12 protein-coding genes are annotated in these 15,843 nt (G+C 73.0%); 4 read left to right on the top strand and 8 right to left on the bottom strand.

Annotated features, from left to right (window positions below; translation table 11 throughout):
- Positions 1-96: 96 nt before the first annotated feature.
- On the bottom strand, positions 97-2,274 hold the full coding sequence (locus ACZ6TB_RS00135) for a ricin-type beta-trefoil lectin domain protein (protein WP_465548864.1): 2,178 nt from the start codon (positions 2,272-2,274) through the stop codon (positions 97-99).
- A gap of 281 nt (positions 2,275-2,555) precedes the next feature.
- On the opposite strand from ACZ6TB_RS00135, the gene ACZ6TB_RS00140 reads away from it, so the two are divergent.
- Complete coding sequence (locus ACZ6TB_RS00140) at positions 2,556-5,327, top strand: AfsR/SARP family transcriptional regulator (RefSeq protein ID WP_465548866.1); 2,772 nt, start codon at positions 2,556-2,558, stop codon at positions 5,325-5,327.
- A 13-nt stretch (positions 5,328-5,340) separates the two neighbouring features.
- Here ACZ6TB_RS00140 and ACZ6TB_RS00145 read toward each other — a convergent pair whose 3' ends face one another.
- On the bottom strand, positions 5,341-5,658 hold the full coding sequence (locus tag ACZ6TB_RS00145; protein ID WP_465548868.1) for a hypothetical protein: 318 nt from the start codon (positions 5,656-5,658) through the stop codon (positions 5,341-5,343).
- A gap of 84 nt (positions 5,659-5,742) precedes the next feature.
- Positions 5,743-7,578 (bottom strand): diguanylate cyclase domain-containing protein, encoded by a 1,836-nt coding sequence (locus tag ACZ6TB_RS00150; RefSeq protein ID WP_465548869.1) that lies wholly within the window; start codon positions 7,576-7,578, stop codon positions 5,743-5,745.
- A 133-nt stretch (positions 7,579-7,711) separates the two neighbouring features.
- On the opposite strand from ACZ6TB_RS00150, the gene ACZ6TB_RS00155 reads away from it, so the two are divergent.
- Complete coding sequence (locus ACZ6TB_RS00155; protein WP_465548871.1) at positions 7,712-9,127, top strand: pyridoxal phosphate-dependent decarboxylase family protein; 1,416 nt, start codon at positions 7,712-7,714, stop codon at positions 9,125-9,127.
- Here the strand turns inward: ACZ6TB_RS00155 and ACZ6TB_RS00160 are convergent.
- Complete coding sequence (locus ACZ6TB_RS00160; RefSeq protein ID WP_465548873.1) at positions 9,114-9,422, bottom strand: hypothetical protein; 309 nt, start codon at positions 9,420-9,422, stop codon at positions 9,114-9,116. The genes ACZ6TB_RS00155 and ACZ6TB_RS00160 overlap by 14 nt on opposite strands.
- Positions 9,423-9,430: 8 nt before the next feature.
- The gene (locus ACZ6TB_RS00165) at positions 9,431-10,636 is read right to left on the bottom strand and encodes a PucR family transcriptional regulator (protein WP_465548874.1); all 1,206 of its coding nucleotides are present in this window, start codon (positions 10,634-10,636) and stop codon (positions 9,431-9,433) included.
- Positions 10,637-10,757: 121 nt separating this feature from the next.
- On the opposite strand from ACZ6TB_RS00165, the gene ACZ6TB_RS00170 reads away from it, so the two are divergent.
- Together ACZ6TB_RS00170 and ACZ6TB_RS00175 are read left to right on the top strand one after the other, a co-directional pair.
- Complete coding sequence (locus ACZ6TB_RS00170; protein WP_465550259.1) at positions 10,758-11,819, top strand: ferredoxin reductase; 1,062 nt, start codon at positions 10,758-10,760, stop codon at positions 11,817-11,819.
- A gap of 13 nt (positions 11,820-11,832) precedes the next feature.
- Entirely contained in the window at positions 11,833-13,026 is a 1,194-nt protein-coding gene (locus ACZ6TB_RS00175) for a fatty acid desaturase family protein (protein ID WP_465548876.1), read from the top strand.
- A 21-nt stretch (positions 13,027-13,047) separates the two neighbouring features.
- Here the strand turns inward: ACZ6TB_RS00175 and ACZ6TB_RS00180 are convergent, their stop codons facing one another.
- From ACZ6TB_RS00180 to ACZ6TB_RS00190, 3 genes are read right to left on the bottom strand one after another with little or no spacing between them, the layout of a single operon-like run.
- Positions 13,048-14,055, bottom strand: a complete 1,008-nt coding sequence (locus ACZ6TB_RS00180) for a hypothetical protein (protein ID WP_465548877.1) — start codon at positions 14,053-14,055, stop codon at positions 13,048-13,050.
- Complete coding sequence (locus ACZ6TB_RS00185) at positions 14,055-14,369, bottom strand: PadR family transcriptional regulator (RefSeq protein WP_465548878.1); 315 nt, start codon at positions 14,367-14,369, stop codon at positions 14,055-14,057. The genes ACZ6TB_RS00180 and ACZ6TB_RS00185 overlap by 1 nt, the downstream gene beginning before the upstream one ends.
- Positions 14,370-14,405: 36 nt before the next feature.
- Positions 14,406-15,749 (bottom strand): alpha/beta hydrolase, encoded by a 1,344-nt coding sequence (locus ACZ6TB_RS00190; RefSeq protein WP_465548880.1) that lies wholly within the window; start codon positions 15,747-15,749, stop codon positions 14,406-14,408.
- Between the last annotated feature and the right edge of the window lie 94 nt (positions 15,750-15,843).

The raw sequence follows: 15,843 nt of genomic DNA on the forward strand, positions 1-15,843 counted from the left end.
CACCCCAACCCCACAGGAACAAGGGCAGAACAAAACCACCACCCGCTTCGCTTCCCCCCCCCCCCCCCCCCCCCCCCCCCCCCCGCGCCGGCCGGCTTACGGGAACGCGACCAGGTAGACGTTGTTGGTGGTCGAGTTCGCCGGGCCGCCGGTGTTGTTGATGATGTGCGAGATGGTGCCGACCCCGCCCAGGGAGACGACCGCCATGTCGTGGAACTTCACTCCGGAGACGGCGGGCACCTCGAACGCGCGGAGCGAGCTGACCGCCGGGTTGACGTTGAAGAAGCAGTAGCTGCCGAGACCCCAGGCCTCGAACGTGGTGACCCCGGACGCCACCTTGATCGCCGGGTAGCCGTTCTGCGAGCCGTTCATCCAGGCGGCCTGGTTCGGCGGGTCGTACGGCATCTCGTTCTGGAAGAACACGATCTTGCCGTTGGCGCCGTTCCAGACGACCTCGTTCTTCTGGTAGTGCTCGACGAACAGGCCCGTCGCGAGCACGTTGTCGCCGTTGACGGTGAGGCCGTTGTCCGCGGTGTTCACCGTCCAGCCGATCCCGGCGCCGTGGTCGGCGCGCCAGGCCCAGGTGTGGTCGATGATCGTGTTGTTGGCGTTGACGACCAGGCTGTTGGTGGCCTTGCCCGCCACCATGCCGCCGATCCGGAAGAACACGTCCTGCACCGTGGTCGGGTTGGCCGCGTGCGCCACGCCGGACTTGGCCAGGCCCACCTTCAGCAGTGTGTCGCTGTTGGTGGTGCCGGCGTCGAAGAGCAGACCCTTCAGCCGTACGCCGTCGACGTCCGCCACGTCCATCGCGTTGATGCCGTTGTCCGGGATGATGGTCGGGTAGCCGATGCCGAGCACGACCGTGTTGGCCTTGGTGACGTGCAGGGTCTGGTTGACGTGGTAGATGCCGGGCGTGAAGAACAGGTTGCACCCGTTGGCCAGCGCCGTGTTGATGTTCGCCGCCGAGTCACCCTGCTTCACGACGTAGAAGTTGATCATCGGCAGCGACGATCCGGGGGTGCTGCCGCCGGCCCAGCTCGGCCCGGAGGCGTTGGTGCGCAGCGAGGGCAGGAACACCCGGTACTTGCCGGCCGAGTCGAGGTAGAGGTAGGGCACGTCCCGCGACACCGGCGTGGTCGCCAGGGTCGTGTAGCGCGGGCCGGCCGCCGGGTTGGTGTTGAAGTTGGTCGCGGGCGCCCCGTTGGTGCCGGAGAACACCATGTTCCAGTTCGAGCCGCTCCAGCTGCCGAGCGTGCTGTCCCGGGTGTACCACTGCTGCTGCGAGGCGGACTCGACGTTCCCGTCCACCTTCGAGTCGGCGATGTAACCGCCACTGGCCCAGCCGTAGCTGGCCGGGAAGAGGTTCAAACCACCGATCACATGCATGCGACGGTACGGCGCGGCCTGCGCGACGGCCCAGCGATTGCTCCCGCCGAGCGTGTTGACCGACATGTTCTCGGCCGAGCGCCAGAAGTTCTGCGTCGCGTTGCCGGCGTCGCTGGCGTTGAACGCGTCGACGGTGACCGCGCCGTTGATGCGCACGTCATCGGGATTCTGGCCGACGCCGAGGATCGAGGTGTTGAAGCCGATGTTCGCGCCGACGGCGTAGGGGGTGGTGCTCGGCTTGAACACCAGCGCGTCGCGGCGGGTGCCGAACTGCGCCGAGTTCGTGTCCTTCTGCGCGTTGAAGACGCTGTCCAGCGAGGACTGGATGGCGGCGTCCGACATCGAGTGGTCGTAGATGTGCACGTTCGGGCCGAAGTCCGGGGTGTCGGAGTACGTCGGGCAGGTTCCCGGGTTCGTCGTCCCCGTCGTGACCGTGAAGGTCTGGGCGCCGGTGCCGTTGCAGTCCCAGATCTGCAGGCGCGTGCCGTTGGCGGTGGCGCCGCCCGGCGCGTCCATGCAGCGACCGGACTGCGGGTTCTTGAGGGTGCCGTTGGTCTGCTGAACCCACGCCTGCGCGCCGGTGCCGTTGCACTCCCAGAGCTGCAGCGGGCTGCCGTTGGCGGTGCCCCCGCTCGTCACGTCCAGGCAGCGGCCGATGGTGGTCAGGGCGGTGCCGCTCCAGCTCCAGTGCTGGTCCGCGCTGTTCGTCTGGCAGTCCCAGAGCAGGATGGGGGTGCCGTTGACGCCGGTGTCGTCGCCGCTGACGTCGACGCATTTGCCGGCCGGACCGGCGATGGTGTTACCGACGATGGCGGCCGAGGCGAGCTGAGTGGTGCCGAAGACGCCGAGGGCGGCGACCACGGCGAGCACCAGCGCCGCGATCAACCCGCGGCGCCTTGGGGGGACAGCATTCACGCGCTTCCCTACTTTCTTGTACCTGCACGGCCAAACGGAGAGAGCGCTCTCAGGCGGATTCTTATGACGGCTTTGTTAACTGTCAATGAAGAAGGTGCGAAGGGGCATATGAACCGACGTCTATTGCCTGAGAGTCCTCGGTGTCCGTGAACCGACTACGCCGATGACCGGCCGGCGACCCGGCCCGGCGACCGCGCCGCCCACACTCGTTACCAGCCGGCCGATCGCCGGCGGTGCCGAGTGGAGGCCGGATGGCGGTGGAGTTCCGCTTGCTGGGCGAGGTGGAGGCGGTCGCCGACGGCGGCCGGGTCGACCTGGGCCACATCCGGCAGCGATGTGTGCTGGCGGTGCTGCTGGTCGACGCCAATCGCCCGGTGCCGGCCGACCGGATCCTCGACCGGGTGTGGGGCGAGGACCCGCCGGAGTGCGCCCGCGGCGTGGTGCGTACGTACGTGTCGCGGTTGCGTCGGGTTCTGCGGGCCGCGGCGCCCGAGGTCGCGATCGCGCGCCGGCCGGACGGCTACGTCCTGACCGTCGACCCGGACGCCGTCGACGTGCACCGCTTCGGCTCGCTGCTCGATCGGGCACGCGCCACCGAGGACGACAACCGGGCGGTGGAGCTGTTCGACCAGGCGCTCGCCCTGTGGCGCGGCGAGCCCTTCGGCGTGGTGGACACGCCCTGGCTGAACGGCGTCCGCGGCGGGATGGCGGCCCAGCGGCAGGCCGCGATCCTCGACCGGCACGACGCGGCGCTGCGGGCCGGGCAGCACGGCCGGCTGCTGCCGGATCTGCTGGCCCTGGCCGGCGCCCACCCGCTCGACGAGCGGATCGCCGCCCAGCTGATGCTCGCTCAGTACCGGTGCGGCCGCCAGGCCGACGCGCTCGCCACCTATCAAGGCATGCGCCGGACGCTGACCGACACCCTCGGCGCCGACCCGGGCCCGGCGCTGCAACGCGTCCACCGGCGGGTGCTGACCGCCGACCCCGGCCTGGAGGTCACGACCCGGGGCTCCGCGGGCCGGCCCCGGCCACGCCAGCTGCCGGCGGCGCCCGCGCGGTTCACCGGCCGGCGCGCCGACCTGACCGAGCTCGGCTCGGCCCTGGACGCCCCGCCCGCCACGGCGGTGATCGGTGGCGCCGGCGGTGTCGGCAAGACCTGGCTGGCGCTGCGCTGGGCGCACGACAACGCTTCCCGGTTCCCCGACGGGCAGCTGTACGTCAACCTCCGCGGTTTCGATCCCGCGGACGAGCCGGTGTCCCCCGCCGCCGCGGTGGGCCGGTTCCTGGAAGCCCTCGGCGTGGAGGCGGCGGCCATGCCGGCCGATCTCGACGGCCGGGTCGGGCTGTATCGGAGCCTGATCGCGGACAAGCGCATGCTGATCGTCATCGACAACGCCCGGGAGGCCGGCCAGGTCGTTCCGCTGCTGCCCGGCGCCGCGCCCTGCGCCGTCCTGGTCACCAGCCGGTGCCGCCTGCTCAGCCTGGTCAGCGCGTACGGCGCCCGGCCGTTGACGGTGGACGTCCTGACCGGGCGGGAAGCCCGGCGGCTGCTGGCCGACCGGGTCGGCGCCGAGCGGGTGGCCGCCGAGCCGGCCGCGGCTGCCGCCCTCCTGCGCTGGTGCGGCGGCCTGCCCCTGGCGTTGAGCATCGTGGCCGCGCGGGCCGCTTCGCATCACGAGCTGCCGCTGGCCGTCCTGGCCGGCGAGCTGGACGAGGCGGCCACCCGGCTGGACGCGCTGGACGGTGGCGAGCTGGCAGTCAACGTCCGGGCCGTCCTCTCGGCGTCCTGCCGGGCCTTGACTCCGGACGCCGCCCGGCTCTTCGGCCTGATGGGCCTGTGCCCGGGGCCCGATCTCACCCTGCCCGCGGCGGCGAGCCTGGCCGCCCTGCCCGCGAGCCGGGCCGGCGCCCTCCTGCGGGAGCTGGTCACCGGCCACCTGGTGCAGACGCCGGCCCCGGGCCGCCACCGGATGCACGACCTGGTCCGGCTGTTCGCCGCCGAGCAGGTCGGCGGCGAGCGGGTGGCGGCGATCGGCCGGATCATCGACCACTACGTGCACACCGCCGTGGGCGCCGACCGGCTGCTCGCCCCCGACCGTGACCAGATCGCGCTCGGCGCACCGGGCCCGGGCGTCGTCCCGGAACAGTTCTCCGATCACGGCGCGGCGCTGTCGTGGTTCGCCGCCGAGCATGCCGGGCTGGGGGCCGCGCTGCGCTGCGCCGCCGACGCCGGTCTCGACGCCCGGGCCGGCCACCTGGCGTGGGGACTGACCACCTTCCTCGACCGGTCGGGGCACTGGCAGGACCGGCTGGCCGTACACGCCATCGCCCTCGATGCGGCTCGGCGGCTGGCCGACACGTGGGCCCAGGGACACGCCCACCGCGAGATGGCCCTTTGTCATGTCTGGCTGGGCCGGTCCGACGAGGCCCGCACCCATCTCCAGCGCGCGCTGGAATTGTTCAACGCGCTCGGATGCGTGCGCGGGCAGGCGGACACGCAGCGAGGCCTCGCGCGGGTCCACGCCCAGCAGGGCCGGTACCGCGAGGCGCTCCCCCACGACCGCGACGCCCTCGCCCTGTACGAGGCCGCCGGGCATCGGCCGGGCCAGGCCATCGCCCTCAACGCGATCGGCTGGCACCACGCCCATCTCGGCGACCCGCACCAGGCCGTGGGGTACTGCGGCCGGTCGCTCGCGCTGCACCAGGAGCTCGGAAACCGGCACGGCATGGCGAACGCCTGGGACAGCCTCGGGTACGCCCATCACCGGATCGGTCGGCACGCCGAGGCGCGCGGTTTCTACCGGCGGGCGGCCGAGATGTTCGCCGATCTCGGTGACCGATACCGCCAGGGCGCCGCGTACGCCGGGCTCGGCGACACCTGCCACGCGGCCGGCGACAGCGGCGCCGCCCGCCGGGCCTGGCAGGCCGCGCTGACGATCTTCCAGGAGCTGGAGCATCCCCGCGCCGGCCAGGTCCGGGCGAGGCTGCGCGGGGAAGGGCAGCCTCGCCCGATAGCGGCCTGACGCCGGGGTGCGGTCAGCTGACGGTGTAGTTCACCGTGTAGTAGGCGTGCTTGAGGGCGTCGAACACCAGCGTGTTGCCGGTGACCGGATGGGAGTTGACGACCCGGGTGCCGAGGTTGTCGTCGGCGCTGTTCGCGTCCTTCTCGACGAGCTGGACGTTGACGGTGCCGGTGAAGGTGCGGGTGATCCCGCCGAGGTTCACGGTCTCGTCCTTGTGCACGCCGAACGGGCCGGCGACCTTGAGGCCGTTGATGCGTACCTCGATCTCGTCCTCGGAGATGGAGTCCTGCAGTTTCTCGCAGTGCATGGAGTTGAGCTTGATGGTCGACACTTCGGTTTCCTCCTGATCGGAATCGATGACCCTCAGACTCCGCGGGCGGCGTTGCACGCCCGTTGAGGAAACGTTGAACGGCGATCAGGCGGTTGCGCGCAGCGGCGCGTCCCGCTTCTGCTCGTACATCCGCATGTCGGCGGCGTGCATCAGCGCCTCGGGGTCGGCGGGATCACCGGCGACCACGCCGACGCTCCCCCGGATCCGCAGCGTCCGGCCGGCGATGTCGGCCGGCGCCTCCAGCCGGGCCAGGAAGCGGTCCGCCACCGTCTGCGCCGCCGGCTCGCTGCCGTCCGCCACGAGGACGGCGAACTCGTCGCCGCCGAACCGGGCCACCAGGTCCTCCGGCCCGGCCGCCGCCCGCAGGCACGCGGCCACGTGAACCAGGACCTGGTCGCCGGCGCTGTGGCCGTACGTGTCATTGATGCCCTTGAAACCGTCCAGATCGACCAGCAGAACCGCGGCGAAGTCCGTACCCACCCGGCGCAGGCGCTCGCCGAAGAGCCGGCGGTTGGCCAGACCGGTGAGCGCGTCGTGGGTCGCCTGGTGACGCAGCCGGTGGTGCAGTTCGCGGGCCTCGGTGATGTCCCGGGCGTTGGCGACGATGCCGTTGAAGTCGCTGTCGTCGATGAGGTTGGTGGCGGTGACCTCGAGCCAGCGCCACGCGCCGTCGGCGTGGCGGTACCGGGCCTCGTAGGTGACCACCGTGCCCGGCTCGGCCAGCAGCCGCCGCAGGTGCGGGCGCACCGCGTCCCGATCGTCGAGATGCAGGAAACCGGCCGCCGGGCGGGCGAGCACGGCGGCCGGCTCGAGGCCGAGGATCGGATGAAGGGCGGGGCTGACGTACGTGAAACAGCCGTCCCGGCCGATGACCGAGGTCACGTCGGAGGAGTGGCGCAGCAGCGACTCGAGCCGCCGCTCCCGCCGGGTGATCTCCGACAGGCTGTCGTCCAGCCGATCGAGCAGGTCCCCGTTCTCGCGCAGGGCGAGCACCTGGCGCACGATGACGAGCCCCACGCTGACCAGCAGGCCGGCCAGCGCCCCCCACGAGGTCGTGTTGAGGCCGCCGTGCAGGACGCCGATGAAGACGCCGAAGGTGACCACGGTCGCCGCGTACGGCAGGGTGCTGAAGCGGCGGCGGCCGGCCCGCGGCCGGCCGGTGACGTGGCGGCGATAGTGCAGTTCCTGCAGGCGCGGCCCGAGGGTGAACAGCAGGGCCGGCGCCAGCGACAGCACCAGGTGCAGCGGCAGCCGGGCGGTCGCGCCGTCGGTGGGAATGACGATGTTGGCGACGCCCTGGACGCCCGCGGCGACGGTCATCGGCAGCGCGGCCCGGGCGACCATCGGGCTGCTGCCGCCCAGTCCCAGCTTGACCGCGGTGAACACGCCGACCAGCAGCACGCCGGAACCGACGACCGCGGTGAAGAAGGCGTCCGGCCCGGCGCCGGCCATCGAGGGGCGGGTGACCAGGCACCACGCGACCACCCCGGCGGCGGTCATGATGGTCGCGGCGTCGAGGAGGAAGCGCACCCGGGCCCGCCCGGTGCCGATGCCGCTGGGATAGGCCAGCGTCACGCAGACCACGATCGCCGCGCCGCCGATGGCGGAGACGGTCTGCACGGTCCCGGGGGTCACGGCCTCGACGCCGGGATCTCGCAGCGTCAGCAGCAGCTGGTATCCGTCGCCGGCCGCGAAGATCAGGCCGGCGAGCGCGGCGGCCCGCCAGAATCGTCGCGGCGCGGGCGGCGTGACCGGCATCCGGACGACCCGGCGCGCCAGCACGACCAGCGCCACGTCGGCCATCGGCAGGACGGCCCAGCAGACCACCACGGCGATCCGCGGCGTTCCGGCGCCGAGCGCGAGCCAGCCCAGCACCACCACGGTGGCCGCCAGCAGGCACGCCAGGACGGGGTCGGGCATGGCGCGGCGCATACCGGTAGCCATCGGCAGCGGGCGCGGCCGCCTGAGCACTTTCGTCGCGGCGGTCGCACACCGGACTGGACGGCCCGACCGGGCCGGGCGCGGACCTACGCTGACGGAAAGGGGGCACGTGATGGAACAGCCGGACTGGAAGGGGCCGCTCGGCGCCGCCTTCGAGCACGCCCTGGCCTACCTGCAGGGCCTGCCCGAGCGGCCGGTGCCGCCCCGCGCCTCGCTGGCGGAGCTGCGGGCCACGCTGGGTGGGCCGGTGCCGGCCGGCCCGCTGGCCGCGGACCGGGTGGTGGCCGAGCTCGCCGCGGCGGCCGAGCCCGGGGTGATCGCCTCGTCCGGCGGGCGCTACTTCGGCTTCGTCGTCGGCGGCGGCACGCCGGCCGCGCTCGCCGCGGACTGGCTCACCTCGGTCTGGGACCAGAACGCCGGCCTGTACGTTCTCGGCCCGGCCGCCGCCGTGGTCGAGGAGACCGCCGCGGCCTGGCTGGTGGAGCTGCTCGGCCTGCCGGCGGGCACCTCCGCCGGGTTCGTGACGGGCGGCCAGATGGCGAACTTCACCGGGCTCGCCATCGGGGTCCGGGAGGTGCTGCGCCGTACGGGATGGGATGTCGACGCCGCGGGGCTCTGGGGCGCGCCACGCGTACGGGTGATCGCCGGCGAAGGACGGCACGGCACCATCGACCGGGCCCTGCGCTTCCTCGGCATGGGCACCGGGTCGATCGTCACCGTCCCGGCCGACGACCAGGGCCGGATGACCGTGCCGGCGCTGGCCGAGGGAGACGGGCCGACGATCGTCTGCGTCCAGGCCGGAAACGTCAACAGCGGCGCCATCGACCCGATCGGGGAGATCTGCGACGTCGCGCATCGAGCCGGCGCCTGGGTTCACGTCGACGGCGCGTTCGGGCTGTGGGCGGCGGCCGCCCCGCGCCTGCGGCCGTTGCTGGCCGGGGTCGAGCGGGCCGACTCGTGGGCGATGGACGCGCACAAGTGGCTCAACGTGCCGTACGACTCCGGGCTCGTGTTCTGCGCGCATCCGGCGGCGCACCGGGCCGCGATGGGCGCGCGGGCCAGCTACCTCGTCCACGCCACCGGCGACGAGCGCGACGCCCTGGACTACAACCCGGAACACTCCCGCCGGGCGCGCGGCTTCGCCGTGTACGCGGCGATCCGGGCCCTGGGCCGCACCGGCATCGCCGAGCTGGTGGAGGGCTCGTGCGCGCTGGCGCGCCGCTTCGCCGACCGGCTGTCCGCGGTGCCCGGGGCCGAGGTTCTCAACGAGGTCGTGCTCAACCAGGTGCTCGTGCGCTTCCGCGAGCCCGGCGGCGGCGCGGACCACGACGCGCACACGCAGCGGGTGCTGCACCGGCTGCAGAGCGACGGCACGTCCTGGATGAGCGGCACCACCTGGAACGGGAGGGCCGCCGTACGCATCTCGGTGTCGAACTGGTCGACCGACGCCGACGATGTCGACCGGACGGTGGCCGCGATCCTGCGAGCCACGACCGGGTCGTCGCCCGGCGGCCTCACCGCTCGGTGAGGCCGCCCTCGGCGGCGATCCGGTCGACCGCCTGCTTGGCCTCGAGCAGCGTCGCCCCGGTCTGCTTGCGGTAGGCGCGGACGGCCTCGACCGTCCGCCCGTTAGCCACGTGCCGGCGCACCTCCGCCTCTTCCGGCGCGGCGATGCCGAGGTGGTCCATCACCAGGTCGAGCTTGCGCTGCACGGCCGCCAGCTGGACCGCCGAGTTACGCCGCTCCTGGAACCAGGCGCCGGCCGCGGCCGCGACCGACCCGATCGTGGCGATGACGAGAAGAACGGCTTCCCACGAATCCATCGACCGATCTAATCATCCGTAGGCAACTCGGGCACCGCCAGCGCGATGACCAGCGACGAGATCCACTCCGGGTCGCGCAGCCGGTCGCCGTACAGCTCCCGCAGCCGGGTCATCCGGTAGCGCACGGTCTGCGGATGGATGAACAGCTCCGCCGCCACCTCCTCGCGCCGGCCCTGGTGCCGCAGCCAGCTGCGCAGCGTCTCGACCAGCTTGGCCGCCGCCAGGTCGCGCGCCGCCGACAACGGCTCCAGCACCTTGGCCCGCAGGTCGGCGAGCGCCTGCGGGTCGGCGGTCAGCACCAGCGCGGCCAGGTGGTCCTCGGTGTCGACGACGTCGCGGGCCGACGCCGTCCCCGGCATCTGCACGGTGCGCACGGCCCGGTCGAAGGACGCCTCGACCCGCAACCACGGCCGCGCCGGGCCGACCACCGCGCGCTGGCCGCGCAGCAGGCCGAGCAGGGCGGCCCGCGAGCCGCCGTCGGCGTCCGGGATCAGCAGCACGGCGAGGTCGGGCAGCGCCGGGCCGGCCTCGCTCAGCCGCAGCGTGCGGGGGTCGAGCAGGTCGATCACCGTGCGAGCGGCGTGCTCGGGCAGCAGGACGGCGGTCAGCGTCCGCGGCGGCGACCAGTCGGCGCGGCCGGCGGCGGCGACGACCGTGTGCTCGGCCTCGCCCGCGAGCAGGGCCTGCGCGAGCTGTTCCAGGTGGCGCAGGCGGGCCCGGCCGGTGGAGGCGAGCTCGTCGGCGTGCCCGGTGACGCTGGCCGCCGACAGCTCGTCGATGTAGGCGAAGACCAGCTCGGCGAAGTGCGCGATGGTCGCGGCCGGCTGCCCGGCGGCGACGCTGGTCGCGGCCAGCTCGTGCCAGGAGACGCGGGCGCCCACCCGGTACGCCCCGAGCAGCGCGTCGAGGGTGCGGCCGCTGCGCGCCTCGCCGCGGCCCAGCGCGTACGCCGCCTCGAGCGCCGGCGCGAGCGGGGACTGCAGCTCGGGCCCCTCGGCCCGGGACACCAGCCCGAGGAACGTGCCGAGCGCCGCCCGTACGGCCCGCTCGATCTTGGCACCCAGGTCGCCGGCGAACGCCTCGGCGTACCCCGGCACCTCGGTCGTGATCGCATTGATGGTCTGCGTCGCGACGTGCGGGAGCCGCTCCTGCAGCGGCGCGACGACCTGCGGCGGGAGCCGGAAGCTCCGGATGTCATGAAGAGGCTCGGTCATTACGATCGCTCGCGGTTTAGACGGCGCGCCCTGTTCCCTACGAACAAAGGACGCGGTTTGATTCACTTCGGTAGACAAGGATTATATCCCGGAGACGCAGCAAGCTTGTCTTGTGGCTGTTATACGCTCCGTGCGGACCGGTGCCTGGCGGGTGGTCGAGCTGATTACCACGCCCGTGGTGCCCGCCGACTACCTCGACGTGATCGCGCCCCTGCGCAACGCGCGGGTGCTGCGCGCCAAGATTGACGCGGTACGCCCGGAGACGGCGAACAGCGTCACCCTGGTGCTGCGGCCGGGGCGCGGCTGGGTGCGGCACGAGCCCGGGCAGTACGTGCGCTTGGGCGTGGACGTCGAGGGCGTGCGCCTGTGGCGCTCCTACTCGATCACCAGCCCGCCCGCCCGGCGCGACGGCCGGATCACCGTCACGGTCAACGCCGTCCCGGGCGGCGTGGTCAGCACTCACCTGGTCGAAAAGGCCCGCCGCGGCATGATCGTGCATCTCGACCCGCCCACCGGGGAGTTCCTGCTCGACGCGCCCCGGCCGGCGAAGGCGCTGTTCGTCACCGCCGGCAGCGGCATCACCCCGGTCATGGGCATGCTGCGCAGCGCGCTGCACGAGCTGTCCGACGTCGTCGTCGTGCACTCGGCGGGCACCCGCGAGGCCGTGGTCTTCGGCGCCGAGCTGCGCGCCCTGGCCGCCGAGGGCCGGATCCGCCTGATCGAGCGGCACACCCGGGCCGACGGGCGGCTCAAGCCCGCCGACCTGACCGACCTGGTGCCCGACTTGTTCGAGCGCCGGACCTGGGCGTGCGGGCCGAACGAGATGCTCGACGACCTGGAGACGCACTGGGCCGACGCCGAGGCCGCCCACCTGCTGCGCACCGAGCGCTTCCGCCCGACGCTGATCAGCGGGGACGGGGGCGGCGCGGTGACCTTCGCCCGCTCCGGCACCGTGGTCGAGACCGACGGCTCGGAGCCGCTGCTCGACTCCGGCGAGGCGGCCGGCGTGCTGATGCCGTCCGGCTGCCGGATGGGCATCTGCTTCAGCTGCGTCCTGCCGCTGCGCGAGGGCGCCGTCCGCGACCTGCGCGACGGCCGGCTCACCGTCGCCGAGCCGGGCGACAGCATCCCCGTACAGACCTGCATCTCGGCCGCCGCCGGCCCGTGCACCCTCGAGATCTGAGAAGGACCCCGCCGTGACGACGATCCAGCGCAAGAAGTCCAACCCCATCGCCCACCTCACGCCCGAGGACATCGAGCAGATCGGCATCGAGCTCGACGCCATCCGCGACGAGGTGATGGCGAGCCGGGGCGAGAAGGACGCCGCCTACATCCGCCGGGTGATCGCCTGGCAGCGCGGGCTCGAGCTGAGCAGCCGCGGGGTGCTGCTGTTCTCGCTGTTCCCGCCGGCGTGGCTGGTCGGCACCGCGGGCCTGTCGATCGCCAAGATCCTCGAGAACATGGAGATCGGCCACAACATCCTGCACGGCCAATGGGACTGGATGCGCGACCCGAAGATCCACTCGACGAAGTGGGAGTGGGACCACGCGACCCCGGCCGAGCAGTGGAAGCACTCGCACAACGAGCTGCACCACACGTACACGAACGTGCTCGGCCGCGACAACGACCTCGGCTACGGCATCATGCGCGTCGACGAGGAGCAGCGCTGGCATCCCATGCACCTGGGCCAGCCGCTGTGGAACTTCATCAACGCCTGCTTCTTCGAGTACGGGATCGCCGCGTACGACCTGGAGCTGGGCGCGAACCTCGCGACCAAGGAGAGCCGCCGCGACCCGAAGTTCCGCGCCGCGCTCAAGCAGGTCCGCCGCAAGATCGGCAAGCAGATGCTCAAGGACTACGTCGTGCACCCGGCGCTGTCCGGCCCGTCGTTCCTGCACACCGTCGCGGCCAACGCCACCGCCAACGTGATCCGCAACCTGTGGAGCCACTCGGTCATCATGTGCGGCCACTTCCCGAACGGCGTCGAGACCTTCGAGAAGACGTCCATCGAGGGCGAGACCCGCGGCGAGTGGTACCTGCGCCAGATGCTCGGCTCGGCCAACATCAGCGGCAGCAAGGCCATGCACCTGATGACCGGCAACCTGTCCCACCAGATCGAGCACCACCTGTTCCCGGACATGCCGAGCAACCGCTACAAGCAGATCGCCCCCAAGATCCAGGACCTGTTCCGGCGGTACGGCCTGAGCTACACCAGTGGCCCGCTGCCCAAGCAGGTGGCGTCCGCCTGGTTCAAGGTCTTCCGCCTGTCGCTGCCCAACCGCGGCGCGGCCGCCGAGCGCGTCCCCGTGGTCAAGAAGGCCCCCGCCCCCGCGACCCGCTGGCGCCGCGCCCCGGTTCCGGCCCCGGCGACGGCCGTCGCCGAGGTCTGACCCGCACCCGCCGCGCTTGGCTCATTGCCACCGTTCGGCGGCGGGCGCGCTGCCGGTGACGGGCCGGCGGGTGGCCACGGCGGCCAGGCCCAGCACGGTCGCCGCCACCCCGGCCAGGAAGAGAATCAGCACGTACGGGTCGACGATCTCGGTCCGGCTCTCGCTGATGTGCTGGCCGGGCAGGGCGGCCGGCGTGATGTCCGGGATGAGGCTGTCCGGACCCCAGTGCGCGAGCAGCACGACGCTGCCGAAGATCAACGCCATCGTGGCCGCCGGGGCGATGAGCCCGGCCAGCAGGCACTGCTGCGTGGTGCTGGATTCGCCGGAGTTGGCCAGCACGGCGATCACCGTGGCCACCGCGGTCCCGGCCAGCGCCCAGCCGACCGTGGCCGGGATCGGCGGGGCCACCAGCACCACGACCAGCCAGCCCGCGGTCGCGGCCAGCGCGCTGCCGACGCCGGTGATCAGCACCCGGGCCGTCGCCGCCGACCGCCTCGCGGCCACCGAGGCCAGCCCGACGAGGAAGCCGGCGCCGATCGTGGACAGCCCCAGGATCGCGGAGCCCGCATCGGCCGCCTCCAGGGTCGCCGGGTGGGTGTGGGCCATCGCGACCGCCGCGATCGCGACCGCGACCAGGTAGCCGAAGCTCCGCAGCAGCCAGGCGGCGACGCTGTCGTCGGTGGGGCCGAGCATGCCGGCCTTCCGCGCCGCCCAGCACACCACGGCGAGCACCGACAGGACCAGGTAGAGAAGCCACGCCAGCGGCGGGTCGCCGACCGTCGCGGCCCACGCGAACAACGTCCCCACGACGCCCAGCACCGCGAACACATGAATCGCGCCCCGCAGCAGGTGGAACTGGGCGGTGGCGGCACGCAGGCAACTCCAGGCGAAGCTGCGCCGGTCGGCCCGGTCCTCGATCGCCGCCAGCTCCGCCTGCATCGCCCGGCCCCAGTCCCGGCGCCGCGCGGGCATGACGCGCACGACGGCGCCCAGCAACCGGGCGGGCCGATCCTGATCGACGGTGGTCATCACGCCTCCCGCAGCCGCGGGCGGACGGTCGCGCGGCCCGGCGACGGCTCGGCCGCCACCTCCGCGGCCCACCGCACGCCCGGCTCGGTCAACCGGTACAGGTGCCGGGGCGGCCGCCCCGGCGACGGGTCGTCCTCCCAGCTCGCCTCGAGCAGGCCGCGATCGCGCAGCCGAATCAGGATCGGATACAGCGAGCCGGCTTTCAGGCCGACCTGCCGCCCGAGCTCATAGCCGTACCGCCAGGCGCCCGGCTCATCGGCCAGCGCGTTGACAACCAGGAGGGTCTGCGCCGACGGGCGCCTCGCTCGAACCACGCGGTAAATCTATATAGATAGAGAAGGAGCCCGGCATCATCCGTTCGGCCCGTGCTGCCGAGCGCCGCGAACCGAGGAGACGACGTCCAGGACCGCCCGGGTGGTGGCCGCCGCGCCTCGTTGCTCGCCGACCAGATCCGCGTGGGTGGCGCCGGCGACGACGCGGTGCACGCTGGTGGCCGACAAAGTGGCCAGACGGTCCTGCGCGGCCCGCCAGGCATCGTCATGTCCGCGGCCGGCCGTCAGCACGACCAGCGGCTTGCCGGCGAGGTCGGTCAGGGCGGCCGCCTCCCGCGCCGATGCCGCTCCCGCCGCGTACTCGTCGATCGTGCTCCTGATGCTGTCCGCGGTCGCCATCTTGGCGATCACCTCGTCGTGCGAGCGCGGCGGCAGCCCGCCGGCTGCCAGCATGGCGAACACCCGGCCCAGGCCCACCCGGGCCGTGCTCGACGCCAGCGCCGAGAAGCGACCCGGCGCCCGGTCCCCGGACGACGCCGTTCCCGTCGCCGGCGCGGTGGAGTCGATCAGCGCCAGGCCGGCGACCTCGCCGGGATAGCGGGCCGCGAACGTGAGCACGTACAGCCCGCCGAAGGAATGGCCGGCCAGCACGTACGGTCCGGGAACCCCGCCCCGACGCAGCAGCGTGTGCAGGTCGGTCGCGATCCGCAGAGCGTCCTGAGTTCCGTCGGCCGGCTCGCTCCAGCCGCGCCCGGCCCGGTCGTAGACGCAGACCCGCGTCTCTCGGGCGACCGCCGGAGTGATCAGGCCGAGATTCGACGACATCCCGCCGGCGCCCGGTTCCAGCACCACCGTGGGGCTGCCGGAGCCGGTGCAGCTCAGATGCAGGTCGTGTCCCCCGACGTCGATCAACCGGCCGGGCGCCGGGTGGGCCCGGGAGTCGGCCGGCTCCCGCACCGCCTCGTAGCCGCCGCCGAGGGACGCGAGCGCCAGCACCGCGATCACCGGGTAGAGCAGCCATCGTGCGCCGCGGGCGGGCAACTGCCGATGGATCCGTACGGCCGTCCAGAAGGCCGCCGCCAGCATCACCGGCGGCCACACCCAGTCGAGCACCGCCTGCGCCGAGGGGCCGAAGGCCACCAGGAGAAGGCCGCCCAGCCCCATGAGCAGCGCCGGCGCCGCCGCCCACCGCTGGGGCCGGTCGGTGAACCGCACCGACAGCACGGCCAGCATCGACCAGCCCGCCGCGAACCCGCACAGGACCGCGCCGAGGAGCCGGCTCTCCTGCGCCGGGATGATCGGCGCGGCGACCAGCAGGAGAGCAACGATCAATCCGGTGGCGATCGAGCCGGTCACGATCCCGCCGATGTGCCCGCGTCCCGCGGGGGGTGCCTGATCAGTGGTCTGAGTGGCACGTCGCATGATGACTACCTCCGCATGAGTCGGCGAATGTGACCCTGAGGTTGGCTTTCGGCGCTGTCGCACCGCTGTCCGCGCGCTGTCGTGCGGGCTTTCC

This window comes from Actinoplanes sp. NPDC051537, from assembly GCF_055586105.1.